We start from the raw sequence: 20150 nt of genomic DNA on the forward strand, positions 1-20150 counted from the left end.
CCACTGCTTTTTATTAAAGTGTAAAGAAAAACTGCGCCATAGCCTTGGCAGGCCATCGCGCAGCGATTTTGTTCAACGGGAATTTGTAATTACATTCCATACATATTGGCATTTTTTACAATTACTTTATCGCCTTTTTCTAATTGTTCCTTGGAAATTCCTCGTAACCCAAGTCCAACATGCTCTGTTTTATATCCACAACCATTTGCTTTTCGTTCTTTTGTATGTACATCGACAGTAGTAATTCTGGATTCTAAGATATCTCCATTTGCTTTATAAATACACGCATTTTCCCCTTCTCTGCACATCCCTATTAATATGTTTCCTGTGGCAACTGTTCCAACCCCCATAATTGTAAATGCATCATCAATAATCAATTCAAAATTTTCTTTTAAACACGATGGAACATCTAATTTGTTCATGTATTCTTTTTCTCGTTCTTTTTTGCTTTTACCAAATAATCCCATAGTATTTCTCCTTTAAAACTTCCGATTTTCTTAATTCTACAAACTTCGATTTAGTAACGCAAAAGGAAATATATGACATACACCCAACTAAGTAATCCATGAAAAATTGCCCAACCGACAGACTTCCACGTTGTATAACTAATAACCATAGCTAACGCACTTCCAAAAGTTATTCCTGATTTTACCGTTTTCTTGACAGTAGTTGATTTATTATCTTCCACATTTGTTTCCTCCGTAAATTCCGATTTGTCTTTTTCTTCATTATACACAGTATTTATGCATTTTTCTACATATTTATCGCTTTAGAAATTGCCTTAAGATATTATAATAGATTGCAGAATAGTATAGATTAAATAATAACTTTCCATACTATTCTGCTGTAATATTTATCCTACAATTTTCCAGTTATCGTCCTTATGAAGCACAAGCTCATACTGTGAGATTTGTGTCATTTTCGACTTGTTATCCAGATATTTCACTGACACACTGACTTTGAGGTTATCGCCGTCTTTGGTAAAGACAGGGTTTACCAGTTCCGAAAATACATAGTCGCCGGAAACAGGAGCAAGCACTCCGTCTTTGACATAATAGGCAAGTTCTTTTTCCGTAGCTGTCGGATAGAGCTTAAAGAATGTTTCCAAGAAAGCGGTAGCGTCCTTGACAGTATCGGAGCTGACACTGACATCTGTTTCCTGTGCTTTCGGTTCATACTTTGATTTCTGCATTGCCGGAGCAAGGGTAGGATTCTGGGTAATGACCATTGCACCGTCCTTATCCACATGAACGGTTACAGTGTAATTTTCTGTGACTGCCTGTGCCTGTTCTCCCTCTTTTACCTGCTGATCTACTTCGTAGGCAACGGTAAAATCGTCCGTTCCAGACTGTTCTATATTCCAGACCAGCACATTTGTAACAGTAGCACTGGTTGGTATGTCCGTTCTGATGGTATCGGCGTTCAAGTCCTGCAATTCTTTGGTAAGGTATTTACTGATTTCTGTTGTCCTTGATTCAATGGCTTCCTTGCTGGTATCCCATGAGTAGTAGGCTTTCGCAAAGTTCTTGACGAAATTCTCAATACCGTTGGTATCGTTCAATCTTAGCTGAATGATTTCTTTTTCATGTACCGTGTGGGTGTCAATGGCGGTAAAGTTCTTATACACACCAAAACTGGTGCTTGCCAGAAGCACCGCCCACAACAACAGGACAGATTTCTTATGTGTCCCGACTTTCATGGTACGCACTTTCTTATTCTTAGGTGCTTTCTCTGTTTTTTCTTTCTTCTTAAACATATTTCAAGTCCTTTCTATTGTTTGATTCTTCCGACACAAATGATGTGCTGTTGCCAGTAGGCAGAAGTCAAATCGGTATAGCCGATTGGATTTCCGGCATGATACATCTGATTGTTTCCCACATAGATTCCTACATGGGTTACATAGTCGCTGGTATTGTAGGTGGAATGGAAAAAGACCAAATCGCCAGCCTGTGCCTGTGACAACGGGATATGCTGGGTTGCGTCATACTGTGCCTGTGCGGTTCGTGGCAGGCTGATTCCGGCTTTTCCGTAGCACCACTGGGTAAGACCAGAACAGTCAAAAGAGGTGTTTGGGTTACTGCCACCATAGACATATTTCCAGCCTTGATACTTCAACGCTTCATTCATAACCGCCTGTACCGTTTCGTTACTGAACTGCTTTATATTCAGATATTGGTTGACCAGCTCCACATAGAACATATTCCCGTAGTTATAACGCCAGCCACCATTTTTGCTGACCGCTATCGGGTTCGTATAGGTCACTTTTGTACCGCCGGATTTATTCTTTGCGAAATTCTCTGCAAGGTTGAAGCTGTGCTTTTTCCCGTTCTTCGCCACATAGTCTGCATAGCCACCACCATAGTTATAAGATTGAATGACCACGTTAATGTCATTCATGCCTTTTGCTTTACAGGAAGAAAGCAGGGACGCAAAATATTTACACCCCTGCTTAATGGATTCTTCTGTACTTAATGAGTTTGGCGGTAGTCCCAGACTTTCGCTGGACTGCATGACATCGGTAGCCGTACCGCCACTTTCCACCTGTATGATGGCAAGCAGGACGTTCACATACTCCGAGATACCGTTTTCTCTGGCGTATCTTTCTACCATCGGCTGATGTTTGAGGACATCGGCTGACAGGTTCATGCCAGAATAGACAGGCGAATAGCTGTTTGAACTGTCGTCATCTTCGCCGGAAATCAATATCCCGAAAAAGAGGACGATGGAGAAAAGGACTGGAAATATCGTACCTATGATAAGGATACGTTTTAATCTCATTTCTTCCGTCCTTTCTCTGGTTGCTTCGTAACAGTCTTACGATTTTGTTTTTGGTTGACCTGTTTCTGTACGGTTGTTTTCTTTTGATTACTTCTGGATTCCGCTACGTTTGACTGATTCGTTCTGGCAACAGATTTGACCTGTTGTTCCTGTCTGATATTGGTTCGGACATTTTCTTTTCCAGCCTTGACTTCTGCATTTTTTATCACAGAAGAAGTAACAGGACGTTTCATATCCGGCTTAGTAACTGTATCGGTCTGTGCAGGTTTTGGAACAGGTGTGGCAACAGGGCGTTCATGGCTTCTGGTAGCTCCGGCTGTCGCTGATCCATTCGCATGAACTGTCTGTCTTGCTTCCTGTGCTTTCTGTAATTCCTGCTTTTTCTGTGAGATATTTTCCCTGTGCTGATTGCGTTTCTGTGTACGCTGTTCTTGTCGGTTTTCCCGTTCTTCCACAACGCCACGCTTAAAGTCAGATACGTTATCCTTTGCTTTCTGTTTTGCAGAGTGGACAGCATAACCAGCCTGTGTCGGCAGGTCTTTCACATTTTCTTTCAGTGAGGAAGCACTGTCACGGACTTTATTTTTCGTATCCATCACAGCACCTACCGCAGAACCGACACGGCTTCCCATCGAAACATCATTATTCCTTTGTGGTCTGGCTGGCGTATTTTTATGTGTAGAACGAGAGTGATTATAAGCAGAACCAGCGACTGCACCAGCACCAGCTCCGACCATACTTCCTGTACCAACAGCCCTTGCAATTCGGCGTTCCATACGTCTTGCCCTGTGTCGCATGAACACCATCGGTCTACGGAATATCCGACGACCTATCTGCTGGCTGTCATTCGCATTAAGGCTGAACATACTCATTAGTTCTCCGAGCTTCATATAGATTCCGGCAAAACAGATTATCTGCAAAAACGCCACCATGAAAAACGGGTAGTCCGTGGAAATGTTGTAGAACATACTGGAAATCGAAAATGCCACGGTCACAATCAGCGTAATTCCGGCTCTTGTCATAATGGCATTGAACACACGGACAACTGCCTGTTTCGCCATGTTCTCATAGGTCGGTATCATGGACAGTAAAAAACTAATCGGTAAAAACATGGCATATATGATAAATAGTATCTGGGAAAATAACATCATGCCGGTAAGCAGAAAGATAAAGATTGTGATACCGAGATTGAAAATGAGCAGGAAGAACACCATGCCAAGACGGTTGACGACCTGTGGAATGGTAAGATTGTCATTGTCGTTATCCTCGATCTCTGTTTTCACAATATTTTCCCTTGTTTCCCCATCTTCATCGGACGGGCTGGCAGATACCAGAGCTTCTACACGGTCAGTCCCGATTTCTTCGGTATCGCTGTTCCCGAACTGCAACAACAGCCACGGTTTTTCTACCTGTATCGCAAAAAGGCTGTCACGGATAAGGTCTACGCTGTCCTTGCCTTTGCTTTGTGAATCGGGGAGCATGATTTTTGTCCCCAAGTCCAGAGAAGCGGTGCTGATGTCCGAACTGAAATCATTGATTTTCTGGATATAATTGGGAGCATAAGCAATAAAGGACGCAGACACAATTAACACCACCACAAAGTTGATAACAGCGTGAAGTGCTTTGCTTGTTTCCCGTTTGAGAAGCCCTGTATAGGCGGTGTAAACACCTACAATCAGAATGATAATGAGCAGGAATCCCACATAGAATCCACTGCTGGAAAATCCATGTTCGGTCACTCCGGCAAGTGTCTGGATACTTTTCCCGATACTGTCTGCCATGTCATTGATGAAGTCCAGCTTATACGCCTGTTGCACCACATATCCTGTGGCATTGCTAAGATACAGGCTGATTGTCCAGACAAAATTTGTGATACAGTAAAGTCCGTACTGCACCGATTTTCCAATGCCGTCCAGCCAGTTCCACGGTAGCCAAGACCAGCTATTGTCCACATAGAAATCAAGCTGATAGTTGGAAAGCGGATACTTTGAATACAGGTTGTCTGCATTGACCGTATCATCGACCAGTCCAGACGCATGAGCTACCGTCCCAAGCAGGGACAGCAGTACCAGCGTAACGGTCACGGCAAGCAGTACCAGTTTCAGTACATGGAATACCTTTTCTCTTGTGATAGATTTCATCATTCCAAATCCACCTCACTTTTTATCGGCGGTCTGGTATCAAAGGCATGGAGCAGTTCTACAAAGACAGGGTGTATCTGTACCACACCGACACGCCCGTATAAATCCTGCATTAAGCATTGTCCGTTCTCCAAATCCCTCAACCGTTTCTGGTTGTTTTCGTCCTCACTGTCCAGTCCGAAAAACTCTAAGGTCTGTTTGATTTCATTGGTATCTGTGGAGCGGAACGCAAACTTTAAACCGATGTTATTTTTTAGGCTTTCTTTCGATACGTCCCCAGAGGATTGTGTTACGAAATAAACTCCGGCGTTCATGGCTCTACCAGCACGCACCAGCTTATTTGAGAGTGTTTCACCCTGTGCCACATTTAAGAACGCCCATGCTTCATCAAGGTCTACAATCTTAAAAATGCTTCGGTCTGAATGGATAAAGTCTAAGGCAAAGGTAGATATTACAATCAACATTGCCACCGATAATAATTCAATGGTCGTGTATTCGTCAAAAGTAGTATCTTTATCCGGCAGAACCAAATCCGCAACCTGTATGATATTGAGCTGGTTATCCAAACTGATAGTATTTTTCGCTGTTCCGTCTGAAAAGAGCAGGTGTGCAAAATCATAATTTGTAAAACTGTCAATATGATTTGCGATATGGTTTGAAATAGGCGTATTTTCTTTCCGTAATTCTGTGATAACATTTAGCAATCCTCTTTGTTCACTTTCTGATACTTTGCTGATTGCACTGATAAGCACAGGGAACTTGTCTCCATCACGGGTTGAGATACCTGTTAAAAATGTTAAAATTTCTTTTGCCAGTGTAGCTCCGTCCTCTTTATCTTTCATAATTACAAACGGGTCAAGAAGCCCTGCATTTTCCTTGTCGCTAGTAAGATTTACAATGTTGATTTCCTCTGCAATCTCCGGCAGTGTTTCTTTCCAGTTTCCACGCTCACTTTTCGGGTCTAGGATAACTGCCTGTCCACCGAACAGAACGGAATAATACACTAGCAGGTTATTACAGAATGATTTTCCACCACCAAGCGAACCTACAAAAGCAGAAGCCAACGCATTTGTGACCGTACCTTTTACCCCTTGACTGGCAAGGGACGGTTGCAGGTAGACATTTCTTCCCGTATCCACGGAATATCCGATATAGATTCCTGTATTTTCGCCCAACATCTGGGTAGCACCGAAGCCAAGTCCGGCTAAAAAATCGGATTTCACATACTGGATATAATCATTGATATAACGCCTGCTGGCGGGAAGAAACTCTCCATGCAGTCCCATCATATCTCCGGCAGGACGTACCAGCTTCACGTTCAAATCATCGTAAAAGTCCTTGACTTCATCACAACGGCGTTTCAGTTCGTCAAGATCGGGTGCAGACACCCGTATGACGTAACTTAACTTGTACATACTTTCCTTGCTTTGGTCTAAATCTGTTTCCAGTTCATCGACACTGTCTAAGGCTTCCACCACATTGGAACTTGTTTCATTTCCTGCTTGATAGGCGTGATTGTCCAAGTCTTTTAATTCCTTTTTCTTATTGCGGACAGTGGTTAAGGCTTTCTTATTTCCCACAATTTCAACATTCATGGAAGTGTCCACAGGGAATGTGAACTGCTGTTGCTGGAAATAAAAGATTTCCGATGATGGGAAGTCCAGTTCCCCGACAATGGCATTGACCGTAAAGTAGGATACATAACTTTCGCTGTTCTCATGTTCCAGACGCAAATATCGCTGGCTTTCTTCCACCACGCAACGGGTAGGACGGATAAGGTCATAATACTTAATCAGTGTTTCTCTTTTTAATTTTCTTTTTGGGAGAGGATACACATAATCTTCATAGGCTATCCCGTCCCTGCCGTAGAGGTGTTCCATCAGATAGGCAAAGTCTTTGGCTTCCAGTCGGCGGATTTTGAACCTACGGGAGATTTTGTTTTCCAGTAATTTCTCCATCTTCACATAACGGTTGATTTCATCATTGCTCATAGAAACAAAGTCGTTCATCAGCGTATGCCTTACCTCATTCAAAAACTCACGGAATGTCAGAAATACCGATTTTTTGATGTTCTTCAGATTGACTTCGTCCTCTGTGACCATAAGCTTGAATCCCAGAAAGAAACGGTAATCAACTTGATTGTCGCCTATCATGGATACAAGGGCTTCGGTCTGGTCGTCTATTTTCTGATAGGCGACTTCCTTTAATTTCCCCGTTACCAGCTTCTTTGACTGTTCCTGTATGCTTCGGATTGAGCTTTCGGTTGCAATCTGCAACGCATGAATCTTTCCCTCACGGGACTGTGCGATAAGCTGACGGAAGCTGTCATGCACAAGGTATTTCTGTTCTGGGGATAAGAACGAATAGTTGTACGGTATCAGCTCATAGTAGGCGAACACCTCATTGTCCTTATTCCAGACAAGGTTATTGTCGATATATTTAATCGGGAACATAGGTCACACTCCTTACTGCCGTGATAGTTTCCTCAAATTTCTGCTTATGCAGGTTCACGGCTTTTCCGGCATAAGTCACTTTGGGACGCAGGGCATACAGAACCATCGTCTTGATGTAACTGTATGGCTTTTTCCCGTCAAAGGTTTTCTGTGACATAAACCATGTAAGAGCAACGGGAATCCCGAAATATTTTAAAAATGCTCCCTCAATCATGGAAAGTGGCGGTACATCTGCAAACAGAATGATGATAAATTCCGTCAGTACAAACCATGTAATCTGGGTAAAGGTCACGGGGAATGGCAGGTTTACATCATTGATGGCATACAGTACCTTTTCCACGTTCCAGATACTTGTATAACTTCGGATTTTCTTCACTTGTAAATGCTCCTTTCTTCATTTTCATAACAACAGGGACAGCCGGATTTCCTAGACTGTCCCCAAGAAAAAGCTGACAGTAGCACCAGTGGCGGTGCTGATCTGCCAGCCCTTAACGCAGTACCTCACAGATACCAGCGTTTGTTGCAATAAATGTCCCCTCTATATCGAGGTCACGCCCGTAGGCTTCATAGTCGATATAGTTCTGTAAAGAGGACGGGATTTCTCCGAGTACCTGTTCTTCATCAATCAGATAGTAGGCTAAATCGGTCATCGTTTCACAGCCGGAATACAGAATGATGTCGTCCTTATGTTCCACCAGTTCTTCCAGACTTCCATAGCAGGATATAAAACTGTCCAAGTCGTCCAGCAGGTAATCCGGTAATTCTTCCAACTGCTCATAGATACGGTTCAGTTCTTCGATGGAAATGTATTCGCTAATCTCCATCGGGAAGTTGTCCGTATCATGGATTGCGTATTCTTCGTACTCAGCATTTAAGCCGATACGTTCTGCAATCACTTCTTCGTCCAATGGAAAAGAGAACCAGTCCCCGACCAGTTCTCCCTCATTGTACTTGCCAAGATTGGCTATATAGACTTGCATATCATCAATCATAAGCGGTCACTTCCTTTCACTCATTGTATTCATAAAATCTGCCATGCACACACAGGAAATGTTCTGATGTTTCTTCCATATCTGAACAGTTCCGATGGTATGTAATATTGCAAAGTCCGGCTTCCAGCTCTTGCAGGTTTGAAAACCATTCTCTTTGAATTGCAGGTATATCTTCGGGTGGGATTTCACTCTCCGAAATCGCAAGGCAGATATTGTTTAACAGGTCAAGGTCTGTATCTTGCAGGATTTCAAAAGGGAAATCATAATCACTGATAAGATAACGGTCACTGTCCGGCGGTAAGCCAATGGATTGTTTTAATGCTTCTATGTTGCAGGGAAGTGTAAACCATGCACAGCCTGTATCTTTTTCCTGTTCATCAAGATTGATAACAAATACTTTCATTTCTGCCATAAGCAATGCCACCTGTCAAAGTTTGAACATACCATTGTTGCAGAGAGCATAACGTCCTTTTTCTTCCAGTTCATGGGCGTAGGCTTCCAGATTAAAATATTTCTTTCCCTTTTCGGAGAGAGCAGAAAATTCAATGTTATGCTCCAAGCGGTAGCGGGCAACGTCCATGATGTTGTGACACTCTGGATAAAACAGAAATTCTTCTGATTTCTGCAATAAATCCTCTACACCGCCACAATAAGGAATCAACTCTTTGTATGCCTGCTGAACTTCTGGCGATAAATCCGTGTAAGCAAAGTATAGCTTGTTTAATCGTCTGACAGAAGTTGTCCTTACAATATCGCCAGCAAAGGGGAGCTTCATATCTGTGATTTGATAATCATTGCTGTCAGCTTCCACACCGAGCAGGTCACGGAACAGCTCATAATCAATGGGTAAATCAAACCAGCGAGAGGTTTTATCCTCTGCTGATTTGGTCGTTTCAATCAATACGCTACATTCTTCCATCGTAATTCAGTCCTTTCTTCTAATTTTGAGTATGAAAAAAGCAGTCGATCATAACTGAAAGACTGCTTAACTCTAAAACAATATTAAAGCGTTTCTTCTTTTAAATTCTGACTCAAAAGGGATTTTAACTCTTTTACATCATTTTCAGACAAATCATTTTGATTAACAAGAACCATTTCATTTTTTATTGTTCTGATATATATGTAATTTCTGAAAATCCCCCAACATTTAAAGGCGTTCCAATGATTAGTCCCGTTACCGATATCAGAACTAACTGTAATACCATCGGTATCAAAACAATATTCACGTTTTCCCGAAGTCAATTTATTATCCATCTTTGAATGAACAATATTTATTACTTTTTTCTGAAATGTGTTAGCTCCGTTTATGATAATCCAGATAAAGAAAACCGAAAATAATAATCCAATAATACCATATCCAATACGACTATTCATAAAACAAAGAATCGTATATATTAACATTATGACAGCCATCACAGACGATAACCCTGTTGCAAATTTACGTTTCTTTACATTTTTATCACTGGCTAAAACGATTTCTTTTAAAATATCTTGTTCTTGCTGTCCGATTTCAATACTGTATCTAACCATAATAAGAATCTCCTTTAAACATTTTAATGATATTAGTATATTACCACAAGTTTGTGTTCAAAATGTGGGATTCTTAATTTTACGCTCCAATAATCTTATTGAATAACTGTAACAATACGTCTTTTACGCCGGACGCATTGAATACAAGACCAACGGCTACTAAGGCAACTACCAAGAATCCGATGAGTTTGGAAAACTCACGTTTGAATCCCAAGTAGATACCGATAACCACAATCGCCATAAGCACAAGGCTCTGTGCGTTGCTTAAAAACCAGTTATAAAGGTTCTGTCCAAAATTCATGCTTTCTTTTCTCCTTTCAGTTCCATCATTTTTCTGTCAGACTGTCTGCCAGCCTGTAAAATACACATGGCAATCACGCCAGCCGTTCCTCCTAATGAGAAAAACAGGAAATCAAATAATAATCGTTGCATTTTTCAATTCTCCTTTTCTAAAATCACATCTTCGGTAGATGTGGTCTGTTGTTCGATTATCTTGTAGTGCTTTTCCGTCAGCTTCGTGGATTTACGGATTTCTTTCAGATAATCAATTCCTGTTTTTGCTGTGATTGTTTCCAGCATTTTGAGTGTCGGGTCAACCTGCCGTTGAATCCAGCGTAGGGTTCTGTCCAGTGTGTAAGGTTCTGGTTTTGTCGTGAGCTTTAACGGCTCTCTGTTTTCTCCGATGAACCACGCCCAGCGGACAGATAATTTCCAGTCGCTCCGTTTTTTGTCCACCTCCTTATCCACGAAACGTATGTAACGGTTGATAATAGAAAATGCCGTCCGTTCAGCGTCATAGTAAGTCAGCAGGTCACGGACGGCATAATAAGCACGTTCATTTTTCAATCGTATTTCAAATCTGTTTTTTATCGGTGCTTCCTCAATGGGAATCCCAAGTTTGATGTACTGTTCATAACTTTTTTCATAGACACAGAAGTACACCTCACTTTTTAATGAGCCGATATACAGGGTGTAGCCCATACCAGCTTTGTCCTGTTCCTCATGCTTCACTAATTCGCCGGAAGCATAGGACTTAAAGGAACGGAACACCGATACACATTCCTCATTCCGGCATTTTTCGGTCAGTTCTGGAATATCTAACATTCCCGTATGGTCATTGATGGCAAGGTCAAGGCGTTTCATCACACCGCCGTCCACCAGAGCGTCCATAAGGAAATCATACCAGCTCCGTTCCTGTGCCAGCAGATAACTTTCAAACTGGCGACAGCCTTTTCCTTTCAGTTCCAGCAGGACACCTTTTTCTTCATCGGGGGAAGTATATACAAAAATATCTCCGATGTAGTAGTGTTCCGTGTAGCTGTAATGCCCGAAGTCCTCATGTATCATGTACTGGATATTGAGCTGTAAGATGTCCTTAATGATATGTCCAATATCCAGTGTCGGAAACCGTATCCTCACATAATCAAACAGCATGGTAAGCGGTGCGTCTGGATTGAATTTTTCCAGAGCTTCCAGAAGTTTTATTTTCATTTCCTCTGTGACCGCAACCTTGCCGGATTCGATACGGCTTAAATGTTCACGGCTGATTCCAGCCATGACCGCAAGTTTCGTCTGGGATACACCGTACTGCAAACGTTTGTCTGCAAAATCCTGTATCCACTCTGTATCATTCAGTGCGATACCCCCTTTACGAAAAAACTGTGACATTTTATATCCGATGTCACAGCAGTAAAAAAAGCTACCAAATGCTTGATTTCAGCCAAGAATCAGTAACTTTTGTGTATGTTTCCTTGTGATTTGTGCCCCTCTGTTAGATACCGAGGGGCTATTGTCTGCTGGCGTGGCTACCGCCACACCAGCAAGGCTAGTCCGTACCTGTGGCTTTCGCTTCGCACGCCACCTGTCCGTCCTGCCTTATGTGTGCAATCAGTCCATTTCCAGAGTAAATTTTTCTGGATTGTCCACAATATTGTATGTGCCGTCTATCTGGTTCTCCTGCCGATAGGAAAAGCTAAATGCCGAGTTGCCGGATTCAGCGTCTTTCTGGTTCTTGTAGACCGTAACAGAAAGTGCGTGGGGAATCTGAATATCATAACTGAAACGGACACTGTGAAAAGAGTTGTCCCTGCATTTTTCAAATATTTGTTCCGCACATTTCTGTTGATCGGTCACGACCAAAGTGTTGAGTATGACCGACACCCGTAGCTCATAATGGTTATCAGAGCCAGAGCCAGACGAAGAAGATACGTCCATCTGTCGTCCCCATTGCAGGTAAAACAGGATTCCTGCCAAGAGCAGAAGTATAGTGATTACTATAATTATTGTCCGTTTTCTTATCATTTTAATTTCCTCCGTACACCTGTATTACAGTACAAGTGTAGAGCAAAACAGCTTATTTTTCAATACAGCTATATTTATAATTTGATTAAAAGACGAGGTAAACAAAAATGACAGTATACATGGATTTAGAAAATCTTCTCAAAGAAAAGAATATCAGTAAAAACAAAGTCTGTGAAGCCTGTAATTTACAGAGGACACAGCTCAACAACTACTGCAAAAATAAAGTAACCAGAATCGACTTCTCCATCTTAGCAAAGTTGTGTGAATATCTGGACTGCACACCTAATGACATCTTGAAATTAAAGTAAGGCTTCGGATTGTTCGAGAGCCTTTTTTTCTGTTCTCCTTTCTGCAAGTTCCCCAATCGTACCCAAGAAATCATAGCCTTTGGGTACAAGGGGAGTGTAAAATTCTGATATGACACTTGTTCCCACATCACAGTATCCACGCCCTTTAATTCGCTTCTGGAAAAATTGTTTTTTCACATCACTTCCAAAGAGCATACCGTAACCAAGTTCACTCATGCGACCAAGCCCCACACGGAAGTTAAAGTTATCTCTGATACCGTCCCCGAAATATTTTGCGTCTGGACGCTGGCAAGCCACAATCAGAAAATAGCCAGCCTGTCTGCCAAGCATGACGATTTTCTTTAGCTGGCTTAACAGGGCGGTGCTTTCTTTTGTCGTGAGCATTTCCAAGAACGCCACATACTCATCAAATACAAGGAACTGTGGAGCAAGCCCCAGATAGGCATAGTTTTCCCCTGTACGGTAATTCGGGTGCAGTTTCATTTCTTCCGAGCGTGTGACCATGCCCTCATAAAAGGCATTGACGCACTCAATCATATCGTCTTTCGTGTGGTAGACATTTCCCATGACCGTTCCCAAGTCTGCAAGGTCAGCGTTCTTCGGGTCAAGAATGTATAAATTCGCATTGGTTCTTAGCAGGGCTTCAATGATGGTCAGCAGAAAATAGGTTTTTCCACCACCTGTACCACCGCAGATAAGGGCATGAGGAAGTGAATCATATTCCCACACCAGATTTTTCATTAACCATAGACCGCCGTTTTCAGCAATCACTTCATCAATCGAAATACGGTTCGCTATCATATCATAGAGCAGGGTGTATTCGATATAGCCGTCATGCAGTGTCTTGTCGGTCAGCTCACAGTACAGTCCTGATTCCAGTTTATCCTCTAAGGACAGGAGCTGTTCTTGATATTTTCCCATTGTAATTTCACACAGGATATGGAGCAATCCATTGTCCATCTGGTAGTAAATTTTCGGAAACCACACGATTTTTTCTCTTGATCTGCTTTGCAGGTCAGTGAAAAAAACGCTGTCTTTGGTGTTCTCCGCTTCATACCATTTATTTTCCAGCACCATGCGAGCCAGTTTTTGTCTGTGTAGCAACCGCTTGATACGGTCATATCCATAACGGTAGTAGAGAAAAGCGACCAATGCACAAACACCAGTCGCTATCAGAACCGTAATGGAATTGTAGGCAGTCCAAGTAATTCCGGCATGGAACAGGTTAAAATCTTTCCATTCTGTAACAAGAATCTGTCGCAGGTTCAGTAGCAGGAATACCGCAACAAACAGGAGCAACAGCCAGCCAATACAGAAATGATAGACCAGCGATTTGTCACTGGCACGAATCCTGTTACCTTTAGATTTTTGCCATACTTTCATATAAACTCCTTTCTTTGGACGTAAGAAAAGCAGTCAATCATGTAGACTAACTGCTTTGTGAATATAAGTATTGAATTGTAAAACTGGAATTTATAACAGTCCTTCTGCTTTTGCCCGAATCGCATAAAACTCTTGAAATGTATCTGGTTCTTCCATTATAGTTTCTTTCATAATTCTTAATCGCCGTTTACCAACTCGTCTATCCAATACAGCAAATATTTTTACGATTAAATTTTCACTTTTAAGACTCGCTTCAATATCTTGATTATCAAACTCTGCAAACGCATTATAAAAACAACGTTGGTCAAAAATACCCAATTTTATAGCTGTATCGTCCATATACGCATTTTCTACTTTCATGCGTTTCTCATATTTTTCGTCTTGAGGAAACATGTCTGCTTTCGCCCAATTGTTCCAATAGCATCCCTTGATGATTTCTTTTCCATCATATCTTATCGCCGCCCGTCCCTCATGGTCGTGACTCCTGCTATATGATGTTGCATAATACTGAATATGACCTTGCAGACTTTGAGCCAGATATTCCGTTTCCAACTTTTTCCTTATACCACTCCATGTTGCCATTCATTGTTCTCCTCAAATCCCGATTTGATTTTTTTATATTATATCAATTACATTTGAACAATACAATGAAAATCCATTAGTTACAAACTTATTTCTTCGGCGGTTGCTGGGGAGCATTGTTCTGTGGATTTCCGGCATGAGTGCCTTTGTTCTTCGGAACAATATCGTCTGCCTTTACATACCAGTCCACATCTGCACCACGGTAATTCGCATTGGCTACCGTATCTGCAACAGGATTGATAAGTTCCACTTCGGCATTGTAATCATAATCCTTTAATGGTACAGTCGCCGGAACGGATACCTGTATCATGCGTCCCTGTGTATTGCATTTTAAATCGTAAGTACGTTCCTTGATTTCTTCACTGACTGTTCCATCTTCATTCTGTACATGAACTTCACGGCGTAATGCGGAGAACTTCAACACTCCGAAAGTCTTTTCTTTATCAATGACGATTCCATTTGCTAATCTCATAATCTGAATACCCCCTTATTTATTTTCTGCTGGTAACATATCGTCTGCAAGTAAGATGTAATTGACAAATCCACGTTCTCCGATTTTATAGCCATCAGTAGTGATTCGTGGGTTGATAAGTTTTACTTTCTGCTCCGGCGAGAAATGTTTTTCGCCAGCTTTGGCAGGAAGTGTCACAACTACATCATCGGCTCTCTGCACATCGGAATACAGGTTGTAGCTTCTGGTAATGACAGCCATACGCCCGTTGATTCTCTGCTGTTCCGTAGTATTTTCTCCGGCAAACTCCAAGTTTCCGAATGTCTTTTCCATATTTGGTACGACAAATCTTAATTCCATGATAATTGACCTCTTTTCTTTCTATATATAAGTTCTTTCCTGCTGTACTTTGTGGGGAGCTACACTCCCCACGCCCCTAGTGGACTTCACGCCCCCGTAAATCAGAGCTTCACGGGAGCGTGAAGTTGCAAAAAGGGTGGCGACCTTGAACGCTCTACCAACCGCTACATTACCGCCTTATGATTTCTTTCTACGGCGTTTGAAGTAAAGCATACCGCCAAGCCCTACGCAGGAAAGACCGAGCATGGCAAGGTAAGCATAGATATTGGTATTGTCGCCTGTTTTTGGGCTGTCACTTGTCTTAACCGTAGATGGTGTATCCGGCGTGTCAGTATCCTTTGGTGTGTCTGGGACTTCCGGCACTTCCTTGATTGTCACAGTCTGTCCATCGTCTGTGATGTCCTTATGTTCTGTCACTTTCTTTGGTTCGTCTGGATTGGTCATATCGTATAATTCCTCAAATGTGACAAGGCTCTTTCCACCAAGAGAAGAACCATCAAAGGTAAATGCAATCTCAACCGTCATTTTTTCACTGTCGGCTGTAAACTCATAATCATTGGATACTTTCTTTCCATCAATCAGAAGTTCTGCATTTTCCTCTTTTAACATCTGCCAGCCGGAAAGTTTGTATTTTGTTCCAACTTCCAGACCATCTAATGTGACTTTATCCACAATCGTTACATCTTTTCCGGCTTCGATTTCTTTCTTGCCGTTCTTGTCCGTAGCGGTCGTATGGATTTTGATGATACGTTCTGTGATAAGAACCGTCTGTCCATCATCGTTGATGTCTTTATGTTCGGCAACCTTGACAGGCTCTTTCGGATTGCTCATATCGTACAATTCCTCAAATGTAACAAGGTTCTGACCGCCAAGAGCTGAACCATCAAAACTGTAAGTAATCTCAACCGTCATTTTTTCGCTGTCAGCAGTGAATGTGTAATCATTGTCTACACGTTTCCCGTCAATCAGAAGTTCGGCGTTTTCTTCCTTTAACATCTGCCAGCCGGAAAGTTTATATTTTGTTCCAACTTCCAAGCCATCAAGTGTGACTTTGTCCACGATCTTGATGTCTTTTCCGGCAACAATCATTTTTTCGCCTGTTTTCTTGTCGGTCGCTGTGGTATGGATTGTGATTTCTTTTTCGTATTCATCAGTAAGTGTCCCTAAATCTACGGTCACTTTATTTCTGGATACAACCACCTCAAAGGCTGGAATCAGCTTAAATCCGGCGTTGGAATCACACTTTAATTCCTCAATCACATAGGTATCATAGAGTAATGCACCTTTGCTGTCGTCTGGTTCAGATGTCCCAAACCATACACCGTCCTCACTGGATTTTCCGGCATTGGTATTGACCTTGTGGGAAGCCCAGCTTGAAGCAGTAGAGAACTGACCGTTTTTGTCAGTAACTACAATATGGGATTCTCCCGTTGTCTTGCTTGTAATTCTGAATGGAACACCTGCAAGACGTTTGTGTGTACCTGCACCGATTTTTACACCCTCAATATCGCCACGTTTAATCTGGTTGTAGACAGAGTGGGATTTGTCGGTCAAGTCCGCGATTTTTCCATTTTCCGTGATAAAAAAGTCGATTGCCTTTGCACCATCTGTCAAGTAGCCCTCTGGTGCTTTGCTTTCTTCTAATCTGTAATTTCCGTAAGGGAGTAAATCAGCAGAAGTAGAAGCGATTCCGTCAATTCCTGTCTGAATTTTCTTGACAGTTTCATTCTTGCTGTATAATTTTCCCTCAACCAGTACAGGACTGTCATTTAAGGAAATGATATTAAATTCTGTGTACTGTAAGGTCGCACTTCCCTGTGCTTTGGTATCCTTTGTTTCAAGGTCACGTTTCTGGATTTTCACACCGCCACGGATAACCTTGTCAGATACGGAATACTGGTTGCTTCCAGAAAGTACGGCAAGTTCGCCATCTTCGGAAATCTGTGTAAGGTACGTTCCCTTAATCTGTTCGGAACTTCCGTCAGCCTGCATATATGCACCATCTAATAAGTAGCCGTTTGGTGCTTTTGTTTCTGTGACAGTGAGTGTACCAAGTGGCAATACATTTTTACCGTCCTGTGTATAGAAGCTGTCGCCGGATACTTTGTAGCTGTCGGCAAGTCTGGATACATAATGGATAGTTCCGTCACTGTTTTTTTCGGCAACGGTTTTGGTTGTCCATGTACGGGTAGCCTTTGCAGGAAGATTATCTGCATTGTAGTAACCGTCATAATAGCTCCATGTGAACTCTGCACCCTCTAAAGATGCATTTCCCTGTGGAGTGGATTTTCCTGTTTCCATGTCGATTTTGAATAAATCAATCAAAGTTTCTGTGACCTTTGGAGTGTCAGCAACAGTCAATGTCGCTGTTTTTCCAACTTCCACATTTAAGGCATGGACTGTAGAATCCAGCTTGTAACCCTTTGGAGCAGAAAGCTCTTTGATGTAAACTGTTCCGGCTTTTACCTCAACTTCTTTGGTATCACCGTTTCCATCGGCAATAAGTGTGGCAAGCTGGCTGTTACAGCTCTTATCAGAATAGACACCAAATGTCGCACCCTCAAAGGAATAGCTGGCGTTACCATCTGTGACCGTTGGATTGGAAGAAGTCTTTTTGACTTTTGCATTTCCCACATTTAACTTCGCCCAGAACTGTCCGATGTCCTGTCCTTCGCCAGTATAAATGTAACCGCCACATTCATAGCGTCCTTTGTTTGCTTTCACAAATGCTTTCGCACCAGCATACACTTCATTCTGTACTGCCTGTGAGATTTCATTATAGGAAGCTCTGACGTTGTCGCACTGCCAGCCGAGCTGTTCACTCAATCTCTGCCAGACAACACATTGTTCCAGCAAATACTTCTGGTTGTTATTCAGCCCTGTATGAGTAGCGGTATATTGCTTGACGTACTCTAAGGAAAGAGCAACGTCCGCAATCTGATCACTACTCATGCGTGTACTTGCGTCAGACCTTGTTTTATATCCATTCTTGAAATTGGTATTGATGTCCACGCAGTAGGCAGTTTCGCCCTCAACTTTCATGTGTCCCTCATGGAACGTAGATTTGATAGAACCATCATTCATAACGTGTTCAATGTAGCCGACACGTTCTGCTGATTCTGTCCAGTATTGATTGCCGGAAGCATGAACCGCCGTCACTGGTAATGCCGTAAGAATGGTTGCAAAAGCAAGCGTTCCTGTCAGCAATCGCTTTACTAGCTTATTCATATTTTCTCTTTCTCCTTTCGATTTTGGGTATGAAAAAAGACGCTCATTTCTGAACGTCCTTTAACTTAATTAAATTCAACCTAACGGGTATCTTGTTTCCATGTGATAAATGATTTTAAATACGATTGTAACAAATTATCAGTAATTCCCGAAAAAGTGGTTGGTTTGCTAACAGCCTGCTAACACTCTAAAGGATATAATTGAATATTAGAGTTTATTAGCAGAGTCGTTGTGCAAGCCCCTTTTCCGCTTTTTGGGGCGTTAAACGTCCCTTACAGGATAATCGAACTACTGCATACTAACCACCACAGGGAACTCCTAAGCACTAGATGTGGGTTCGATTCCCGCACGGGACGTCCTATCAAAAGCGGAATGTATTAGAAAAATTTCTAATATGATTTCCGCTTTTTTGTTTTTTCAAGGGGAAAAAGGAATGGAATATCAGCTAATACGGAAAGAATTCTATTAGCCGCTGTCTAATAAAACGCACTGCTGGTATAATAGCTGGAAATAAATCGAAATTCTAATAAAAGAGAAAAGCCAGCTGTTTATTTGAGAAAGTGGATGTAAATTCAAGCTCAGATAAGAAAAAAGAGGAAGGGAAATATCCGGCGGTAAGTTATTAGGTGTGAATACAATAGAATCTTTGCTTAGTGAGAACTAAGGTCAACAGTAAGCCTGTTTGGATCAGATTTCAAAAAGAAATCTATCTGGACAGGCTTTTTCTGTTGCAGATAAGAAATGGAGGAAAGATATGGATACAGTGGATACACGAAGTGCATCAGTTCCAGAAGATGGCGAAAAAATTATAGAGATTCAGCTGGAACGTCTGCGGACCTTTAAGAACCATCCATTTAAGGTTCGAATGGATCAGGAAATGATTCGGCTCAGTGCGAGTGTTGAGAAATACGGAATCATAAACCCACTGATTGTACGACCGATTCCAGATGGTGTTTATGAGATTATCTCCGGACACAGAAGAAAGGCAGCTGCTGAAAAGTTTGGTTACAGGAAGGTGCCGGTCATTATCAGAGTCATGTCAGATGATGAAGCAGTAATTAATATGGTGGATTCCAATTTACAGAGGCAGCAGATAACATTCAGTGAAAAGGCTTTTGCTTATAAGATGAAGAATGAAGCTATGAAGCGAACCGGAGGAAGAAGAAAAAGTAGCCAGTCTGACTACCCGTTGAAAGGAAAAAAGACAGTAGAAATCATTGGTGAAGAATTTGGTGACAGCGCAAAACAGGTACAGCGGTATCTGAAACTGACGGATTTGATTCCTGAGTTACTGGAAAAGCTGGATAACGGTGAACTTTCATTTAACCCGGCTGTGGAACTTTCGTATTTAACGATAGAGGAACAAAAGGAATTTATAGATGCTATGGAGTATACACAGGCAGTCCCATCCATTTCCCAGGCACAGAGAATGAAGAAATTAAGCCGTGAGAAAAAGCTGACGGGAACAAAAATGAGAGAGATCATGGGTGAGATCAAAAAAGGGGAAATTACCAGAGTGATGTTTAACAACGAACAACTGTATCGGTATTTCCCAAAATCATATACCCCGGCAGAAATGAAAGAAGAGATACTGAGCATGTTAAACCAATGGAAACCGCAGAAAACGGCAGCAAAATAGGAGG

22 protein-coding genes are annotated in these 20150 nt (G+C 41.9%); 2 read left to right on the top strand and 20 right to left on the bottom strand.

Annotated features, from left to right (window positions below; translation table 11 throughout):
- Positions 1-89: 89 nt before the first annotated feature.
- From AB5Z12_RS10840 to AB5Z12_RS10910, 15 genes are all read right to left on the bottom strand, one after another.
- Positions 90-467: a hypothetical protein gene (locus tag AB5Z12_RS10840; RefSeq protein WP_117787972.1), complete on the bottom strand. Its 378-nt coding sequence runs from the start codon at positions 465-467 to the stop codon at positions 90-92.
- 50 nt (positions 468-517) lie between these two features.
- A complete protein-coding gene (locus AB5Z12_RS10845) occupies positions 518-736 on the bottom strand; it encodes a hypothetical protein (RefSeq protein ID WP_368368644.1) in 219 nt (72 codons plus the stop codon).
- 117 nt (positions 737-853) lie between these two features.
- The gene (locus AB5Z12_RS10850; protein ID WP_368368645.1) at positions 854-1756 is read right to left on the bottom strand and encodes a conjugal transfer protein; all 903 of its coding nucleotides are present in this window, start codon (positions 1754-1756) and stop codon (positions 854-856) included.
- Positions 1757-1770: 14 nt separating this feature from the next.
- On the bottom strand, positions 1771-2778 hold the full coding sequence (locus tag AB5Z12_RS10855) for a lysozyme family protein (RefSeq protein ID WP_055067926.1): 1008 nt from the start codon (positions 2776-2778) through the stop codon (positions 1771-1773).
- A complete protein-coding gene (locus AB5Z12_RS10860; RefSeq protein WP_368368646.1) occupies positions 2775-4922 on the bottom strand; it encodes a CD3337/EF1877 family mobilome membrane protein in 2148 nt (715 codons plus the stop codon). The genes AB5Z12_RS10855 and AB5Z12_RS10860 overlap by 4 nt, the downstream gene beginning before the upstream one ends.
- The gene (locus AB5Z12_RS10865; RefSeq protein WP_368368647.1) at positions 4919-7372 is read right to left on the bottom strand and encodes an ATP-binding protein; all 2454 of its coding nucleotides are present in this window, start codon (positions 7370-7372) and stop codon (positions 4919-4921) included. Before AB5Z12_RS10865 ends, AB5Z12_RS10860 begins: the two co-directional genes overlap by 4 nt.
- Entirely contained in the window at positions 7359-7748 is a 390-nt protein-coding gene (locus tag AB5Z12_RS10870; RefSeq protein WP_005611098.1) for a conjugal transfer protein, read from the bottom strand. Before AB5Z12_RS10870 ends, AB5Z12_RS10865 begins: the two co-directional genes overlap by 14 nt.
- Before the next feature lie 112 nt (positions 7749-7860).
- Positions 7861-8361, bottom strand: coding sequence for an antirestriction protein ArdA (locus AB5Z12_RS10875; RefSeq protein ID WP_204638399.1), 501 nt, complete (start codon positions 8359-8361; stop codon positions 7861-7863).
- A 19-nt stretch (positions 8362-8380) separates the two neighbouring features.
- Positions 8381-8776, bottom strand: a complete 396-nt coding sequence (locus AB5Z12_RS10880; protein WP_055200585.1) for a hypothetical protein — start codon at positions 8774-8776, stop codon at positions 8381-8383.
- Positions 8777-8791: 15 nt separating this feature from the next.
- Entirely contained in the window at positions 8792-9283 is a 492-nt protein-coding gene (locus AB5Z12_RS10885) for an antirestriction protein ArdA (RefSeq protein WP_003698244.1), read from the bottom strand.
- Between the two features lie 83 nt (positions 9284-9366).
- Entirely contained in the window at positions 9367-9894 is a 528-nt protein-coding gene (locus AB5Z12_RS10890; RefSeq protein ID WP_005334889.1) for a YcxB family protein, read from the bottom strand.
- Positions 9895-9973: 79 nt separating this feature from the next.
- On the bottom strand, positions 9974-10195 hold the full coding sequence (locus AB5Z12_RS10895; protein ID WP_004844214.1) for a hypothetical protein: 222 nt from the start codon (positions 10193-10195) through the stop codon (positions 9974-9976).
- A complete protein-coding gene (locus AB5Z12_RS10900) occupies positions 10192-10326 on the bottom strand; it encodes a DUF3789 domain-containing protein (RefSeq protein ID WP_005334887.1) in 135 nt (44 codons plus the stop codon). Before AB5Z12_RS10900 ends, AB5Z12_RS10895 begins: the two co-directional genes overlap by 4 nt.
- A gap of 3 nt (positions 10327-10329) precedes the next feature.
- On the bottom strand, positions 10330-11535 hold the full coding sequence (gene mobT, locus AB5Z12_RS10905) for a MobT family relaxase (protein ID WP_207635669.1): 1206 nt from the start codon (positions 11533-11535) through the stop codon (positions 10330-10332).
- A 246-nt stretch (positions 11536-11781) separates the two neighbouring features.
- Positions 11782-12195, bottom strand: coding sequence for a hypothetical protein (locus AB5Z12_RS10910; RefSeq protein ID WP_005334885.1), 414 nt, complete (start codon positions 12193-12195; stop codon positions 11782-11784).
- Between the two features lie 119 nt (positions 12196-12314).
- Here AB5Z12_RS10910 and AB5Z12_RS10915 point away from each other — a divergent pair, with 119 nt between their 5' ends.
- Positions 12315-12503: a helix-turn-helix transcriptional regulator gene (locus AB5Z12_RS10915; protein WP_226814521.1), complete on the top strand. Its 189-nt coding sequence runs from the start codon at positions 12315-12317 to the stop codon at positions 12501-12503.
- Here AB5Z12_RS10915 and AB5Z12_RS10920 read toward each other — a convergent pair.
- The 5 genes from AB5Z12_RS10920 to AB5Z12_RS10940 all read right to left on the bottom strand — a co-directional run bounded on the left by AB5Z12_RS10920 (position 12495) and on the right by AB5Z12_RS10940 (position 18507).
- Entirely contained in the window at positions 12495-13886 is a 1392-nt protein-coding gene (locus AB5Z12_RS10920; RefSeq protein ID WP_005334883.1) for an FtsK/SpoIIIE domain-containing protein, read from the bottom strand. The two genes, AB5Z12_RS10915 and AB5Z12_RS10920, sit on opposite strands and share 9 nt — an antisense overlap.
- Before the next feature lie 90 nt (positions 13887-13976).
- Positions 13977-14468, bottom strand: coding sequence for a hypothetical protein (locus AB5Z12_RS10925; protein WP_005334878.1), 492 nt, complete (start codon positions 14466-14468; stop codon positions 13977-13979).
- 88 nt (positions 14469-14556) lie between these two features.
- On the bottom strand, positions 14557-14940 hold the full coding sequence (locus tag AB5Z12_RS10930) for a YdcP family protein (protein ID WP_005334877.1): 384 nt from the start codon (positions 14938-14940) through the stop codon (positions 14557-14559).
- Positions 14941-14955: 15 nt separating this feature from the next.
- Positions 14956-15279 (bottom strand): YdcP family protein, encoded by a 324-nt coding sequence (locus tag AB5Z12_RS10935; protein WP_005334875.1) that lies wholly within the window; start codon positions 15277-15279, stop codon positions 14956-14958.
- 177 nt (positions 15280-15456) lie between these two features.
- Positions 15457-18507, bottom strand: coding sequence for a VaFE repeat-containing surface-anchored protein (locus AB5Z12_RS10940; protein ID WP_368368648.1), 3051 nt, complete (start codon positions 18505-18507; stop codon positions 15457-15459).
- Between the two features lie 754 nt (positions 18508-19261).
- Between AB5Z12_RS10940 and AB5Z12_RS10945 the strand changes: the two genes are divergently transcribed.
- Positions 19262-20146 (top strand): ParB/RepB/Spo0J family partition protein, encoded by an 885-nt coding sequence (locus AB5Z12_RS10945; RefSeq protein ID WP_368368649.1) that lies wholly within the window; start codon positions 19262-19264, stop codon positions 20144-20146.
- The last annotated feature ends 4 nt before the right edge of the window (positions 20147-20150 follow it).

The organism is Ruminococcus sp. RTP21358st1_G6_RTP21358_211008, from assembly GCF_040908885.1.
In the GTDB taxonomy this organism is placed as follows: domain Bacteria; phylum Bacillota; class Clostridia; order Lachnospirales; family Lachnospiraceae; genus Blautia_A; species Blautia_A faecis.

Coding starts and splice junctions, on each gene's coding strand:
- AB5Z12_RS10840 (WP_117787972.1), bottom strand. CDS start 467: ATGGGATTATTTGGTAAAAGCAAAAAAGAACGAGAAAAAGAATACATG.
- AB5Z12_RS10850 (WP_368368645.1), bottom strand. CDS start 1,756: ATGTTTAAGAAGAAAGAAAAAACAGAGAAAGCACCTAAGAATAAGAAA.
- AB5Z12_RS10855 (WP_055067926.1), bottom strand. CDS start 2,778: ATGAGATTAAAACGTATCCTTATCATAGGTACGATATTTCCAGTCCTT.
- AB5Z12_RS10860 (WP_368368646.1), bottom strand. CDS start 4,922: ATGATGAAATCTATCACAAGAGAAAAGGTATTCCATGTACTGAAACTG.
- AB5Z12_RS10865 (WP_368368647.1), bottom strand. CDS start 7,372: ATGTTCCCGATTAAATATATCGACAATAACCTTGTCTGGAATAAGGAC.
- AB5Z12_RS10880 (WP_055200585.1), bottom strand. CDS start 8,776: ATGGCAGAAATGAAAGTATTTGTTATCAATCTTGATGAACAGGAAAAA.
- AB5Z12_RS10885 (WP_003698244.1), bottom strand. CDS start 9,283: ATGGAAGAATGTAGCGTATTGATTGAAACGACCAAATCAGCAGAGGAT.
- AB5Z12_RS10890 (WP_005334889.1), bottom strand. CDS start 9,894: ATGGTTAGATACAGTATTGAAATCGGACAGCAAGAACAAGATATTTTA.
- AB5Z12_RS10895 (WP_004844214.1), bottom strand. CDS start 10,195: ATGAATTTTGGACAGAACCTTTATAACTGGTTTTTAAGCAACGCACAG.
- AB5Z12_RS10900 (WP_005334887.1), bottom strand. CDS start 10,326: ATGCAACGATTATTATTTGATTTCCTGTTTTTCTCATTAGGAGGAACG.
- AB5Z12_RS10910 (WP_005334885.1), bottom strand. CDS start 12,195: ATGATAAGAAAACGGACAATAATTATAGTAATCACTATACTTCTGCTC.
- AB5Z12_RS10915 (WP_226814521.1), top strand. CDS start 12,315: ATGGATTTAGAAAATCTTCTCAAAGAAAAGAATATCAGTAAAAACAAA.
- AB5Z12_RS10920 (WP_005334883.1), bottom strand. CDS start 13,886: ATGAAAGTATGGCAAAAATCTAAAGGTAACAGGATTCGTGCCAGTGAC.
- AB5Z12_RS10925 (WP_005334878.1), bottom strand. CDS start 14,468: ATGGCAACATGGAGTGGTATAAGGAAAAAGTTGGAAACGGAATATCTG.
- AB5Z12_RS10930 (WP_005334877.1), bottom strand. CDS start 14,940: ATGAGATTAGCAAATGGAATCGTCATTGATAAAGAAAAGACTTTCGGA.
- AB5Z12_RS10935 (WP_005334875.1), bottom strand. CDS start 15,279: ATGGAATTAAGATTTGTCGTACCAAATATGGAAAAGACATTCGGAAAC.
- AB5Z12_RS10940 (WP_368368648.1), bottom strand. CDS start 18,507: ATGAATAAGCTAGTAAAGCGATTGCTGACAGGAACGCTTGCTTTTGCA.
- AB5Z12_RS10945 (WP_368368649.1), top strand. CDS start 19,262: ATGGATACAGTGGATACACGAAGTGCATCAGTTCCAGAAGATGGCGAA.